11 protein-coding genes and 1 pseudogene are annotated in these 14,410 nt (G+C 59.7%); 2 read left to right on the top strand and 10 right to left on the bottom strand.

Annotated features, from left to right (window positions below; genetic code table 11):
* Nucleotides 1-26: 26 nt before the first annotated feature.
* The 6 genes from ACKVY0_RS00345 to panD form a co-directional block, all read right to left on the bottom strand.
* Nucleotides 27-461, bottom strand: coding sequence for an NYN domain-containing protein (locus ACKVY0_RS00345; protein WP_409212790.1), 435 nt, complete (start codon nt 459-461; stop codon nt 27-29).
* Nucleotides 462-584: 123 nt separating this feature from the next.
* Nucleotides 585-1,382: a PIG-L deacetylase family protein gene (locus ACKVY0_RS00340; RefSeq protein ID WP_409212789.1), complete on the bottom strand. Its 798-nt coding sequence runs from the start codon at nt 1,380-1,382 to the stop codon at nt 585-587.
* A 44-nt stretch (nt 1,383-1,426) separates the two neighbouring features.
* A complete protein-coding gene (locus ACKVY0_RS00335) occupies nt 1,427-2,320 on the bottom strand; it encodes a sugar phosphate isomerase/epimerase family protein (protein WP_409212788.1) in 894 nt (297 codons plus the stop codon).
* Between the two features lie 84 nt (nt 2,321-2,404).
* The gene (locus tag ACKVY0_RS00330; RefSeq protein ID WP_409212787.1) at nt 2,405-3,319 is read right to left on the bottom strand and encodes a dihydrodipicolinate synthase family protein; all 915 of its coding nucleotides are present in this window, start codon (nt 3,317-3,319) and stop codon (nt 2,405-2,407) included.
* A 66-nt stretch (nt 3,320-3,385) separates the two neighbouring features.
* On the bottom strand, nt 3,386-6,559 hold the full coding sequence (locus ACKVY0_RS00325) for a PVC-type heme-binding CxxCH protein (protein WP_409212786.1): 3,174 nt from the start codon (nt 6,557-6,559) through the stop codon (nt 3,386-3,388).
* Nucleotides 6,560-6,646: 87 nt separating this feature from the next.
* Entirely contained in the window at nt 6,647-6,997 is a 351-nt protein-coding gene (gene panD / locus ACKVY0_RS00320) for an aspartate 1-decarboxylase (protein ID WP_409212785.1), read from the bottom strand.
* Nucleotides 6,998-7,088: 91 nt separating this feature from the next.
* Between panD and rsmA the strand changes: the two genes are divergently transcribed.
* Nucleotides 7,089-8,474 (top strand): 16S rRNA (adenine(1518)-N(6)/adenine(1519)-N(6))-dimethyltransferase RsmA, encoded by a 1,386-nt coding sequence (rsmA, locus tag ACKVY0_RS00315; RefSeq protein WP_409212784.1) that lies wholly within the window; start codon nt 7,089-7,091, stop codon nt 8,472-8,474.
* 53 nt (nt 8,475-8,527) lie between these two features.
* Nucleotides 8,528-9,220, top strand: a complete 693-nt coding sequence (locus ACKVY0_RS00310; RefSeq protein ID WP_409212783.1) for a transposase — start codon at nt 8,528-8,530, stop codon at nt 9,218-9,220.
* A 75-nt stretch (nt 9,221-9,295) separates the two neighbouring features.
* Here ACKVY0_RS00310 and ACKVY0_RS00305 read toward each other — a convergent pair whose 3' ends face one another.
* From ACKVY0_RS00305 to ACKVY0_RS00290, 4 genes and pseudogenes are all read right to left on the bottom strand, one after another.
* Nucleotides 9,296-9,889 carry an HAD family hydrolase gene (locus ACKVY0_RS00305; RefSeq protein WP_409212782.1) on the bottom strand — a complete coding sequence of 198 codons (594 nt, stop codon included), beginning with the start codon at nt 9,887-9,889 and terminating at the stop codon, nt 9,296-9,298.
* Nucleotides 9,890-9,907: 18 nt separating this feature from the next.
* Nucleotides 9,908-11,575, bottom strand: coding sequence for a 2-isopropylmalate synthase (leuA, locus tag ACKVY0_RS00300; RefSeq protein WP_409212781.1), 1,668 nt, complete (start codon nt 11,573-11,575; stop codon nt 9,908-9,910).
* A gap of 193 nt (nt 11,576-11,768) precedes the next feature.
* Entirely contained in the window at nt 11,769-13,256 is a 1,488-nt protein-coding gene (locus ACKVY0_RS00295; protein ID WP_409212780.1) for a PA14 domain-containing protein, read from the bottom strand.
* A 27-nt stretch (nt 13,257-13,283) separates the two neighbouring features.
* Nucleotides 13,284-14,410: pseudogene (locus ACKVY0_RS00290) on the bottom strand (hypothetical protein); the annotation flags it as partial.

Raw genomic sequence — 14,410 nt, 5'->3', positions numbered from 1 at the left:
GGTAGATGTTTAAACGTGATTCGGCATCAGGCAAGGCGGGCGCGCATGTTCGTTTCGGCACTGTCGCAATGGCTGCGGAGGATTTCGGGGCTGATCCACTCGGCTCCAAGTGACAGAATCGTTTCACGCACCATGCCATCGGCTGAAACAACGCGCATGGGGCGCTCCTTGGCGTATCTGGCGACGAGGCGCTCGATAATCGTGTCCGCTGTGGTGCCGGGGTCGGCGTAGATGATCTGGAGGCCGTCTTTTTCACGCTCCTCGTTCGTTCCTTGCTTCGCGCCGTCAAAGACGACAACGACCTGCATGCCGCTCATGTCCTGGAGATTGCGCAGACGTTTCAACAGCTCAATGCGGGCGAGATGGCGGCGTGAGGCGACCCGGTGCTCTCGCAGCAGCTCCGGCCACGCGTGGATGACGCTGTGGCCGTCGATGAGGAGATAAGTGAGCGGGGCGGGCATGCGGGAGGTTAAGTGCTCAGTGCTCAGTGCTCAGTGCTCAGTTGGCAAGTGGCGACTGCATCTGCAAAAACTGAGCACTGAGCACTGAGCACTGAGCACTGAGCACTGAGCACTCAATGCCACTCAAACAGGCGTGGCCTTCGCTTCCTCATACACCTCGTTGATCAGGCACAGCTCCCCGAGCGCATCCTTGAGCGGGTCGATCTCCTTCGCGCTAAAGCCGAGGTGCAGATGCCGGCGCCAGCCTTCGGCGAATTCAAAGCGGCCGGAGAGTTTGCCGATGGCACGGGATGCCGCGTCCATGCTGATGAGATAGGAATCCATGCCCTGGCTGACATCGAGCCAGTGCTTCTGGCTTTCATGCGCGGCGAGCGACTCGCGTTTGCGGGTGTGAACGCTGCTCGTGTTCACGTAGGACCCGGCCATGAGCTTCTGACGCAGCGGATCGCACAAACCGTGCGGCATGGCGTGATAAACAGTCACGTCATGCGCGTAGGACGGCAGGTGCGGATCAGTCTGGAAGTTCGGGATGCAGTGCGCGAAAGCGGCGGTGACGGCGAGGCGTGAGGCGGCCATGTGATCCTCCATGTAATCCGCCGGCGCATGTGTGAGCACGATACTCGGCTGCGCCATGCGCACGACAGCGGCGACCTGGCGCAGGTATTTCACGTCGTAGGTCAGCTCCAGATCGTCACTGATCGGCGGATAAAACGTGGCACCGAGGATGCGGGCGGCTTCCCTGCCCTCTTCGAGGCGTTTTTTCGTCGTCGTCGGGCCGTCCATCTGCACGGAGCCGCCGTTGCCCGTACACATGTTCATGTAGTGGATGTCCCAGCCGCGCTCTTTGAGCAGCAGCATGGTTCCGGCGGCGACGAACTCGATGTCGTCAGGATGAGCGAAGAGGGCGAGGGCGGAGGGCATCTTAGAAATGACGAAATCCGAATGACGAATGTCGAATGCGTTGATTACAGCGCGAAGATTTTGTCCATGCGCTCGGTGAGGGTCTTGAGACCGCCGGGGTTGATGCCGCCTCGCTGTTCGCTGATGGCCCAGCCGGTGTAGCTGGCGGCGTCGAGGGCCTGCATGATGGCGGGCCAGTTGTTGTCGCCTTCGGTGAGATCGCAGTCGAAACCCTTCCAGACGCCTTCGTCCTTCATTTTCTTGGTGCTGTATTCTTTGACGTGGATGCGGTTGATGCGCTTGCCGAGCACCTTGATCCACTGCTCCGGCCAGCCGTAGCGCAGCACGTTGCCGATGTCGAAATGCCAGCCGACGATGGGATCGCCAACTTCATCGAGGTAACGCACGGCTTCGAGCGGGCTGAGGATGAAATTGTTCCAGACGTTCTCGATGGAAATCTTCACGCCGAGTTCCTTCGCCAGCGGCACGGCCTTTTTGATTTCGGCAATCGAGCGCTCCCAGGCAAGGTCATACGGCACCTCTTCATTGCAGACGCCGGGCACGACGAGAATCGAGTCGGTACCATAAGCTTTGGCATCGCGCAGGGTTTGCAGCACGCCTTGCAGGCCCTGTTCGCGAACCGCCGGGTCGTTGTGCGTGAGCGTCTGCTTCCAATGCGTGTGGCAGCACACGCTGGCGGCTTGCAGACCCGATTTACCGAGGGCGTCGAGCACTTCCTGCTGGTTCATGCCACCCGCAGGCTCCACACCTTCATAGCCAGCCGTTTTGGCGGCGGTGTATTTTTCAATCAGCGTGCCCTTGATACCAAGCGTGCCGCCCATGATAGCCTTGCGCAGCTTGCGTGCTGGTTTGGCGGCTTCTTGAGCGTTGATGCTGCCCGTTGCGGCGAGAAGAGCGGTACTGGAGAGGGATTGGAGGAAGTGGCGGCGGGAGGACATGAGGTGGATACGGAGATTCAAGCCGTGAGTTTCACGGGAGATGTCAAGAGGTGGTCAAGGGACCGTCAAGAGGTCAAGACTGGCTCAGCCGTTCTTGGCGAGCAGTGCCTTGGCGGCTTTCTCGATCTTCGGCAGCAGACTGGCCGGGAGTTCGGTCAACAGCGGCAACACGGGGCCGGTTTGAGCCACACCAGCGAGTTCAACAGCGTGATGCAGCACGAGGATCGGGCTGTGCGCGTTGCGCAGGTCTTCGAGTGCAACGAATTCTTCGCGGATCGCTTCGGCGGCGTCCCAGTTTTTCTTCAGAATCGCCTTCAACAATGCGGTGGAGCGCGAAGGAGCAATACACACGCAACCGGCGGTGAAGCCGGTGACCCCAAAGTCACGCAGATGGATGATGGAAGGCTGCTCACCGATGCCGCTGACGATGAGCTTGGGGTCCACCAGCTTGATGAGTTTCTTGAGATAAGGGTCCTTCAACGGATCCGGCTCGACGATGGCGTATTTGATCCAGGAGATCAGACCGTCGTTGACGAGTTCGGCGGCGAGTTCGGGCGTGATGTAGGCACCGTCCTTGATGTAGAGCACGGCTTTCATGCCGGACTTCTCCACGAAGTGGCGGATGGCCGTGGCAACACCGGCAGGCTTCGACGGGAACAGCGTGGGCAGCAGCATCGCGGTCGGGAAGGCGTATTCGCTGAGGATTTTCGCCTGATCCATGGCGGTGCCATACATCGGGCCGACGGAAGGCACGATCCACATGTCCTCGGGCGAGATATCCACGAGCATCTTCAGCAGCGAGTGATACTCGCTCAGCGCCACGTTGTAGAGGTTCGCATTGCCGCCATAGAGCAGCGTGCGGATGCCACCCTTGTACATGTGTTTGATCAACCGGCTGTTCTGCGACTTGGCCAGGGACAGATCCTTGTTCCGGCAGAGCGGCGGAACAGCGATGACCGAAGACTGCAGGTCTTCAAAAGTGACGGGGGTGGTTTTCATGGTGGTGCAAAGGAGCGCGAAGCGCGGGTGCTGCAAAGGAAAACAGAGGTTGTTTGCCAGCTAGGCTCAGAGGCTCTCGATATAGCTGATCAGATCTGCCATGTCCTGCACGGTCATGCCGGTTTCGAGGCCCTCCGGCATCAGACTCTGCCCGGTGGAACTGCTGCCTTTGATCTCCGAACGTTGCAGCGTCTTTTCGATGCCGCCCATCATCCGAATGGTCATGCTGGAGGCCGTGTCATTCGTGATGATGCCTGCCAGCGTCTGCCCGTCCTTCGTGTTCACCGTGTAGGCGATGAACTGCGACGCCACCTCCTTGTGCGGCTCCAAAATCGCCGTCAGCAACGCCTCGCGGCCCTTCGTCTTCACTGTGATCAAATCCGGTCCCACTGCCATTCCGAGTGTCCCAGCCTTGTGACAAGCCACACAGCGGGTCATGTATTGAACCTGTCCTTTTTTGGCATCCCCCTTCGCCGCGATGGCAGGTTTGAACTTCGCTGTCATTTCCTCGCGTGAGGGCGGAATGACCGAAGCCAGCGCCGTTTTCGCTGCCGCCGCCACCTTTTCTGATTTGTGTTTGGTCAGCGCCTGCACCTGCGCTGCGGAAAAGTCGGCAGGCTTCATCACGTTCGCTTCGAGCAAAGCGATGGCAGACTCGTCACGCGAAAGCAAAGCATCCATCGCGGCGGCTCTTGCCTTTGGACCGAGTGTCGGCCATGCCACCAGTAAAGTCTTCGTCGTGCCCTGTGCCTTCGAGCCGACAAGCTGCTTTAGAGCAGCCGCCTGAATCGCATCCGGCTGACCATTCGCGATACAGGCGTGCAGCGTCTCGGTCGCTTGCTCGGATGACGCGAGGCCGAGAAGCTCGATGGCTTCGAGCCGGGCAGACTCGGAGGCTTTGTTAGCGAGGGCAGTCTCGGCGGCCTTAGTGAAGACGACGGCGAATTTGTGATCGGTATCAGCTTTCTCGATACTGGTGCCGGCTTTGCGAAGGCCCCTTGCGACAGCTACAAGCAGTTCGGCTCTAGGATGCCCGGCCACCCAACCGATAATTTCTCCTTGAGACAAACGGGCCACACTAGGGCATAGCTTTGGTCGGCTAGTACTCGAAGCGAGGCTCAACTCGAGAATTCTAGCCAAGTTTGGGTTTTCTGGACTAATGACATCGAGCAGGGGGGCAAGCATTAGCCATGCGAGTTCGGGATCACTGGCAAACCAAGCGTTTGTCACCCAAGCATTGTGACTCCAAGTTTGTGACGCCGCGATCAGAGTGCGGCCAATGTTGTTCAAATCATTCGTCGCATCATCAAATCCTCTCCAATCCGAAGGAATGCATGCAAACAACTGCGGTGCATGAAGCATCACATGAAAAGCCTCGCGTGGAGATTCGACCGTGCATGCTGATCTGAGGGCTTCACTTAACGCATGACTGGGTTTCTGTGCCAGATGTGCCTCGACAAGACTCCATGCACGCTCCATGAGGCCGTAACTTGTGAGTGCAGAAATCATGGGAGCTTCCCCCACAGGACCAAAACCAGCCAGTGCACTAAGTGCGTGGAGCTTTGCCAGAGGATCCCATCCACTTGTGCTTGTGACTACCTTTTCCAGCAGCGGCACCGCCGCTTTGTCCTGGCGCTCATAAAGCAAGCGCTGCGCGGTGTCGCGGTGCCAGCCGTTGGGATGGCCGAGGAGCTTCACGAGTTCTTCGGTGCTCGCGTTGGCGAGATTGACCTTTTGGCCGATGCGCTCCGCTCCTTTGTCCGGCACAATGCGGTAGATGCGGCCACGATCATTGCCGCTGTTGAGGTCAATGTGTTTTTTGATCTCGTCGGGGATGCTCCACGGGTGCTCGATGACTTCGCGATACATGTCGCAGATGTGCAGACAGCCGTCGGGGGCGTTGGCGAAGTTCACCACGCGCACCCAGGTGTCTTTGGAGGCGGCGAATTCGAAGCCGTGCTCGTCCGCGGGGCGTTCGCCGACGAGGCTGATGCCGTCGGCGCTCGGTTTGATGATTTTGCGATGCACGAGCTGGCCACCGGCGTCGCCGGTGAAGCTGTTGTTCACGAACTCGGGACCGTAGGCATCGCCGCGATAGATCGTGGTGCCCGTGGCACCGGTGAAGTAGCCGCTGACGCGTCCGCCGCCCTCGACGGCGCCTTTGACAACACCCGCAATACGCCAACGCGTGCGGATGATGCGCCAGGGCTCGTCCGGGCTGATGCGAAACACCTCCGCTGCTCCGCCGTCTGCCGCGATGCTCTGACGCGCAGGCGGCATCTGGTAGTAGGGATTGCGGTTGGCATATTTATCGTCGTAAACCCAGTATTGGAGGTGGTCAGAGTTCGAGCAGCCGAATTTGCGGCCGTAGTTGTCGAAGCTCATGCCGTATTGCGCGCCGCCGCCTTCGAGGCCGAACTCATGCGTGAGCGGATCAAACCAGAAATCTTTGCCGCCGAGCTCAATGCCATCCTGTAGGTCAGGCATTCTGCCTGCCCCCTGTGTTGCGGGCATTTTGCCCGCCTTTGATTCATCAGGCAGGATGCCTGAGGCACTTGTGGCAGGCGGGACGCCCACCCTACGCACCACACCACGATTGCCACCACCGGCGAGAACATGAATGCGATTGTCCTGCCCCCACATGAAACTGTTCATCAAGCCCTGCACGTTGAGCATTTTCAAACCGGTGCCGAAGCCGGTGAAGACCTTCTCCCGCACCTCGGCCTTGCCATCGCCGTCCTTGTCCTCAAATCGCCAGATGTCCGGTGTCGCACCGACATACAGGCCGCCATTCGCCCAGACCAGTCCTGTCGGCCACGGCAGGTCATCGGCGAAGACCTGGCTCGTCTCGAAGTAGCCGTCGCCGTCCTTGTCCTGAAGCATGGAAATCCGGCCCATGTGCGGCGTCACCTCGCGCATCTCGCTGTAGTCGTTCATTTCGCACACAAACATGCGTCCGCTCTCATCGAAGCAGATCGCGATGGGATCGCGCACCTGCGGCTCATGCGCAGCGAGTTGCAGCTTGAAGCCCTTCTTCACCTGCCAAGTGCCGATGGCATCCTTCGGCTCCACGGCGGGATAGCGAGGCAGATCCTTCGCCGCATCCACGGTCACGGCATTCTTTGTCTCACCGTAGGCCTTGGCGTAGGTCGTCTTCGTTCTGATCCCATCTGCCTGCGCGAGCAGCGCAGAACCAAGGGCGAAGGGCAAAGAAAGCAGGCCGAGAACGAGGTGTTTCATGGCTGAATCATACGGAATCCAGGCTCCCCATGAACAGCCGAATGTTTCCCATCGTGGTATTCTTGTGACGGCGTGGCCGTCCAAGAATCACAGCACCGTCTCGTTCACCACCTCGTTACGCTCGTTGAGCAGCAGGCGTTTCGGAATGATCGGATGCTCGCTCTCACCCCAAGCCATGATGGTGACGCGGTGGCCGGTGTTGATGAGATGGGCGGCAGCACCGTTGATGACGATCTGGCCAGAACCACGTGGGCCGGGGATGACGTAGGTTTCGAGGCGCGCACCGTTGGTGATCGAGGTCACCAGCACTTTTTCGCCGTCCCAGAGGTCGGCCAGTTCCATGAGGTCGGTGGGAATGGTGATGCTGCCTTCGTAGTTGATGTTGGCATCGGTGACGGCGGCGCGGTGGAGCTTGGATTTGAGGGAGGTTCGGAGCACGCGTCAGAGTGCGTCGATCATGCCGGGGGTCAAGTGGTGCCTCACCGGGATGAGTGTTTGATGGATCACCGAATGCGTGAATGATGCGGCAATGAGATACCGCGATCAACGACGCTCCGAATCCCCTGCCCCACGCCCGCACTTCACTCCGCGCAAGAGCATGGGGCAGAACTTCCTCCAGGATGAGGAGGTGGCCCGCTGGATCGCCGATCAGGTGCAGCCGGATGGCGCTGACTTTGTGGTCGAGATCGGTCCAGGCATGGGGGCATTGACCAAGCATCTCGTCGGCCGGCCAAAGCATCTCGTGCTCATCGAAAAGGACTCCCAGCTTGCTCCCGAGCTGCAAGGCCAGTTTGAAGGCCGCAAAGATGTCGAAGTCATCCACAACGACGCCACGCGCATCAATCTGCGCTCGTGGTTCAAGCACGGCCCGCTGCGCATCGTGGGCAATCTGCCGTACTCGGTCGGCAGCGAGATCTTGAAGCACTGGCTCACTCCGCCGTCGCCGGTTGGCTGTGCCGTGTTTATGCTGCAAAAGGAAGTGTGTGATCGTCTCGCTGCCACCTGCGAAGACGATGCCTACGGAGCGCTCAGCCTGCTGGTGCAGAAGGACTGGAATGTCGAACTGCTGCGCATTGTGCCGCCGGAGGTGTTTGTGCCGAAGCCGAGAGTCGATTCCGCCGTCATCCGTCTCACGCCACGCGATCCGGCAACACTGCCGGTGTTTGATCATGTGCTATTCGACCGCCTCGTGCGCATGGGTTTCTCGCAGCGTCGCAAACAACTCAAAAACTTGCTTCCCGAAGCTCCCGGCGGCTGGGAGGCGTTGATTCAAGCGCTCAACGTCTCACCGACGGTGCGTGCGGAGGCGCTCTCGCTTACACAGTGGATTCACATCGCCCGCTGGTATGAGCAGCGCCATGAAGCGGACGCCGGGCAGAAGGCCAGCGAGATGTTCGACGTGGTCAACGAACGCAATGAAGTCACCGGCCAGCTCACGCGTGGCGAGGTGCACAAGCGCAAACTGCTGCATCGTGCGGTTCACATCTTCGTCATCAACAAACGCGGTCATATTTACCTCCAACAGCGCTCGCATCTCAAAGACGTGTCGCCCTTGAAGTGGGACAGCAGCGCCGCTGGTCACCTCGATGCCGGTGAAAGCTATGCCAGTGCCGCCATCCGCGAAACCCACGAGGAAATCGGCATCGAGGTCGGGACCACCGAAGTCGCCGCCACCATTCCTGCGGGCGACAACACCGATCACGAGTTCGTCGAACTGCATCTAGCGAGACACGATGGCCCCATCCGCTGCCTGCCCGAGGAAATCGCCACCGGCGACTGGTTCAAGCCGGAGGACATCACCGCCTGGGTCGAGGCAAGGCCGCAGGACTTCGCCAAGGGCTTCGTGACGTGCTGGAAAGTAGTCCAGAGCTTCAGCTCGACTCTGTTCAGTCCCGCCACATCCAGAACGAGCTGATCCGTTCTCCGTAGCAAGACTGCGAAGGATGAAAGCTCGGAACTACTTTCGTCATGCCCTTCATACCATTTGATCCAGGCAAGGAGGTTCATAACCATCGACTGAAACTCCCGCACTGGCGGCAATGGGGCACGACTTATTTCATCACCGCACGTCTCGCCGACTCTCTGCCCACGCATGTTCTGGATGAATGGCGTGAGCTGCGAGACTCCTGGCTTGCCGCCCATGGCATCTCATCCGCACGACAGCTTGATCAACTCCCGGAGGACCAGCGCCATGCCTATCATCGCGAATTTACCGCACGCTTTCATGAACTGCTGGATGCAGGTCACGGTGAATGCGTTCTAGCGAAAGCAGACCTTGCCGCAATGCTCGTCAGCAAGCTTACAGCAGGACACGGGAGTGATTATTATCTCGACGCCTGGGTCATCATGCCCAATCACTTCCACGCCTTGGTCGAGCCAATCGAGGGAACCCTGCTTGGCGAAATTATCCAACGCTGGAAGGGCGGCAGCGCCCGGGAGATCAACCTTGCGTGCGGGCGCTCCGGCCAGCTTTGGCAGCATGAGCCGTTCGATCACATCCTGCGCAGCGAAGCACAGTTGAACCACTTCCGGCGCTACATCGCGTTGAACCCTGAGAAGGCTGGGTTACGCGACGGCTTTGTGCTCGGCGTTGGGGCTGAATCGGGACTCACCGCCGACGAAGTGCTGTCGAGATTCGCGCTGAAGCGCGAAGCAAAGTAGTCGAGAGCTTTAGCTCGTTCTGGGGCTTGGGAGGCCGCGGCGCTTTATCCAGAACGAGCTAAAGCTCGGGACTACTTACCTCAAGCTGCGCGGAATAAACACCGCCTGCATGCCTGCGGCCTTGGCGGCTTCGAGGCCACTGTTGCCGTCTTCCAGCACGAGACATTCGCCGGGAGGCACTCCCATCAGTTCGGCGGCGAGCAGGAACATGTCCGGCGCAGGCTTGCCATGTTTCACACGTTCCGGAGTGATGATGATGGGGAACAGGTCGATGAGTCCGGTCGCCTGCAAACTCGCACGCACGGTGGGTTCAGCGCTGCCGGACGCCACCGCCATCGGAAAGCGACCATGGATGGATCTGGCAAACTCAGCCACCGGGCCTACGAGCTGGAGCTCTGGAATGCGTTTGGCGAAGATTTCCATCTTCAACTCATCCACGCCGACGGGATCGAGGCTGGAGCCATGACGCGTATTGAGCTGCCTGACCACATCCTGCTCCTTCATGCCGGCGCTGCCGTAGAAGTCGTCCTCGGTGAAGACGAACGGCGCATCATACCGCTTCAACGCCTCCACCCAGGCGATGTAGTGCAGCGGCATCGAATCAACGAGTGTGCCGTCGCAATCAAAGATGTAGGCTTGGAAGGGGTAGTCGGGGATTTGGAGGGACATGAAGGAATCGTTGACGTGTTAGTTTGAAGCCCGGTTCACCGCACTGAGTACGGCTTTGATCGAGGCTAGTTCGATGTTCGTATCGACGCCTGCTCCCCAGATCGTCTTGCCATCGCTGGTTTTGATCTGGATGAAGGCGAGGGCGCTGGCTTCAGTGCCACTGCTGAGGCTTTGCTCGCGGTAGGTGGTGACTTCGAAGCTCGGGGCACCGGCGTCTTTGATGAGCGCATCGGCGAAGGCGGCGATGGGGCCGTTGCCAGTGCCGGTGATGCCGCGTTCTTTGCCGTTGATGACCAAACTGCAGCGGCAGGTGAAGACGCCGTCCACACCGTCGGCGTGGAAGTGATGCAGGGCGTAGGGCGTCTCGCGCTGGATGTATTCCTGCCAGAACATGTCCTTCAATTCCGCGCCACTGACCTCGCGACCGAGCTTATCAACGATGTCGTTGGCGATGGGGCCGAACTCGCGCTGCATGTCCTTCGGCAACTCGATACCGAACTCGCTTTCGAGCAGGTAGGCGACGCCGCCTTTGCCGCTCTGCGAGTTCACGCGGATGACCTCGTGGTATTCGCGGCCAATGTCCTTCGGGTCGATCGTCAGGTATGGCACATCCCAGATGGTTTTGTGCTGATCGTAACCGGCGAAGCCCTTCTTGATGGCATCCTGATGGCTGCCGCTGAACGCGGTGAAGACGAGTTCTCCGCTGTAAGGATGACGGGGAGCCACGGTCATGCCGGTGGTGCGCTCGTACATGCGGATGAGGCCGTTCATGTCGCTGAAGTCCAGTTCAGGCGCGATGCCGTGCATGTACAAGTTCATGGCAACCTGCACGATGTCGAGATTGCCAGTGCGTTCGCCATTGCCAAACAAGGTGCCTTCCACGCGATCTGCGCCCGCGAGCAAGCCCAGCTCCGTGGCGGCGGTGCCGGTGCCGCGGTCATTGTGCGTGTGCAGGCTGACGATGAGGCTGTCACGGTTTTTGATGTTGGTGCAGATCCACTCAATCTGATCCGCATACACGTTGGGCATGGCCACCTCGACGGTGTCAGGCAGGTTGAGGATCATTTTGTGCTGTGGCGTGGGCTGCCACACGTCCATGACGGCCTCGCTGATCTCCTTGGCGAACTCGACCTCGGTGGCGCTGAAGCTCTCGGGCGAGTATTGCAACGTGACCTGCGTGCCGCCCTCGGTGAGGCGGTGCAGGCGGTCTTTGATCATTTGCGCGCCTTTGACAGCCACGGCGATGATTTCCTCCATCGTTTTGCCAAACACATACTTCCGCTGCGCAGGTGAAGTCGAATTATACATGTGGATGACGACCTTCTTCGCGCCGATGAGCGATTCGACGGTCTTCTCGATCAAATCCTCACGCGCTTGGACCAGACACTGGATCGTCACATCGTCAGGGATGCGCTTTTCTTCGATGAGACGGCGATTGAAGGCGAACTCGGTGTTCGAGGCGGAGGGAAAGCCGACCTCGATCTCCTTAAAGCCGCATTTCACCAGCGCATCGAACATGTCGAGCTTCTGCGAGACGTTCATCGGCACGGCGAGCGCTTGATTGCCATCGCGCAGATCGACACTGCACCAGATCGGGGCTTTGGAGATGGTTTGGGACGGCCAGCGACGATTCGGCAACGAAACGGGATCGAAGCGCTGGTATTTAGCAGAAGGATTTTTTAACATGAGATGACGAAGATGAGATTGATCAGGGCGTTCCTGAATTGAAAAGCTGCCGTGACGTGACGGCAAGGACTGCATGACGAGGAAACACGGGCCGCCTACCCTTGCGTAAGTCGCAGGGAAAGCAGAAGGAGGGCCTGGCGGGGCGTGGTCATGACAACGCAGAGGAAAGCAGAGAGAGCTTGCGCCGTCAAGGCTACGGCGTGCTTCGCTTCAGCATGTCCAGCGGACTCATCGACGTGCTGGAGCTGATCGCTTTCCAAATGGGGCCATTTTCGTCGAAGGGCGGCGGGTCGTTGCTCTTGGGGAGCTTGCCGGCGGAGAGGCGGAAGAGCGGCATCGCGGTCTTGCCCGCTTCCATGACGCACAGGCAGGCGAAGAATTTGCCGCCAGGTTGCTCGCCGATAACGACATCGATGTCATACCATTGTCCGGCGGTGGCTTTGAAGGGCGTGCCTTTGACGTAGCCTTTGCGCGGATGACCGCCGTAATTTCCGCGTGGCTCGATGCCAGTCGGCTGCAAGGCGGAGACGGGGAACCAAGAGCCATCGAGCACGAGCTTGCCGTTGAAGTTCACCACGAGCGTGTCATCCGCCGTGCCGACGAATTGATAGGTGCCACTCGTGGGCGGAGAGACCTTGCCGTTGTAGTGGGCGACCCACTGCGCGGGCTTCACATCTTTTTCCACTCCATAGGCCTTCGGGGCCTCCGTGGCATCCATTTGCGGCAGCATGAACTGCGTGGCATAGAGTTTTTCCGGCGCTTGGAAGTATTTGTCGATGAAGGACTCCTTCAAGCCGCCTGCCACCCAGGAACGCACGATGCCGTTGTAAGTTTGCGCCGTGACACCGGAAGGCTCTTTCTTGCTCGTCTGCTTCAAATCATAAAAGGTGCCGCGCAGGCCGCCGCCATTGCGCGCACCGAACATGGTCAAGCCGAGTCCGCCTTTGCCCATGCCGCCCACTCCCATGCCGCTGCCATTGCCAAAACCCATGCCGGTGCCGAATCCCGCGCCGCCCATGCCACTCATGCGCCCGGCGACGATCTGCGTGCTGCTGTTTGGCATGCTAGGCATCTCCGGCAGCGTGATGCTGGCCGCGAGGCCGGTGACGGCGATGCGCCGTGCCTGTGCAGGTGCGCCACCCGCGTTCTTTTTCTTTTGCAGCGAGACTTTGTGTTCCAGCGCACGCTTGCTGGCACTGACCGTCGGCGGACCGCCGCTGAACTGGAGTTTCCGCTTTGCCTGAATCTGCTGCACCACCCAATAACCTGCGCCAAGGCCAAAGACGAGATGCAGCGCAATGGAGACGCCGAGAAAGCCAGCGGACCAGGCTTTGCGCTTGGATTTGGGTGAATCAGTCGGAGCTGTCTGATCCGACAGATCCGACAGATCCGATGGCGCGGTCGGCGCGGGAGGTGGTTTGGGCGCTACAGCGCTCGGTACGGGTATTTTGGCTGCGACGGCAGGTTTTGGCGCGGCAGTCACCACCGGCGCTTTCATCGCTTCAATCGCCGCGAGCAGCTTTTTCCGGTGTCCGAGCGCGGTGATGCCCATTTCACGCAATTCCTCCGCATTGAGCGTGAGCAGCAGGTCCGGCGTGATGGCGTTCGCCTCGAAATGCGGCACGAGATCGCTCAAATCGTGCTCTGCGAGCCAGGTGTGAATGTCGGTCGGCGGGTTCATGCGCGATTGGATGTTCTAAGACTGCGGTCACCGTTTCAGCATGTCCAGCGGGCTGGTGCTGGAGCCGAGGGTGTTGAAAATGGGGCCTTTGAGTGAGCTGTCGGGCACGTGATCGTCAAAGAGTTTATTTTCGGCAGCGCTGAGCGGGGCGACGAGGAAGAGTGGCAACTCGGGGATGTTACCTTTGCCGGGTTTGGCCGCATCGCCCTCTTTTTCGAGCAGCAGGCCGGCGCAGTAGATGCCGCCTTCGTCGCCGAGGAGCACATCCATTTTGATCATATCGCCGAGCTTCATGTCGATCCAGTCACCGTTGAGGAGCGGAGTGGTGCCTTTGCGCGGGAAGGCGACGCTGCCGCGTGCGCTGCGGTTGCCCTTGGTGGCGAGGTAGCCGATGTCGCTGGCGTCGAGCACGATCTTGGAGCCGAAGCGCACGGCCATGAGATTGTCCCCCCAGCCGACGAAGCGGTATTTGCCACTCACCGGCACCTTCACCGTGCCGGTGTAATGCGCGATCCACATGCCGGGGCCCGTTTCTGATTCTTCAAACGCCTTGCCCGCCTCCGTATCCGCAATGGCGGGAAACAGGAAGGCTTTGGCGACGAGGCGTGATTTGCCGGTGTAGCACTTCACGCTTGCGGGCATCTTCCAGGTGGCACCGGAGGCGAAGTCTTTTAGCACTTTGGTGTAAAGATCGCGATTTTGCTTCACGCCGGTGGGTTGGCCGTCCTTGTCGCGCTTCAGATCATAGAAGGTGCCGACTAAACCAGCACCTCCTCGTGCACCAAACATGGTCAAACCGAGTCCGCCCTTGCCCATGCCACCGACGCCCATGCCGCTACCATTGCCAAAGCCCAGTCCCGTGCCGAATCCCGCGCCGCCCATGCCACTCATGCGCCCGGCGACGATCTGCGTGCTGCTGTTTGGCATGCTGGGCATCTCCGGCAGAGTGATGCTGGCAGCGAGGCCGGTCACGGCGATGCGCCGCGCCTGTGCAGGTGCTCCACCGGCGTTCTTTTTCTTTTGCAGCGAGACTTTATGCTCCAGCGCACGCTTGCTGGCGCTGACGGTCGGTGGACCGCCGCTGAATTGCAGTTTCCGCTTGGCTTGAATTTGCTGCACCACCCAATAACCCGCGCCGAGGCCAAAGATGAGAT

This window comes from Prosthecobacter sp. (genome assembly GCF_046154365.1).
Lineage (GTDB): Bacteria > Verrucomicrobiota > Verrucomicrobiia > Verrucomicrobiales > Verrucomicrobiaceae > Prosthecobacter.
Note: the sequence above shows the minus strand (reverse complement) of the source record. Positions and strands in the feature narration are given on the sequence as shown.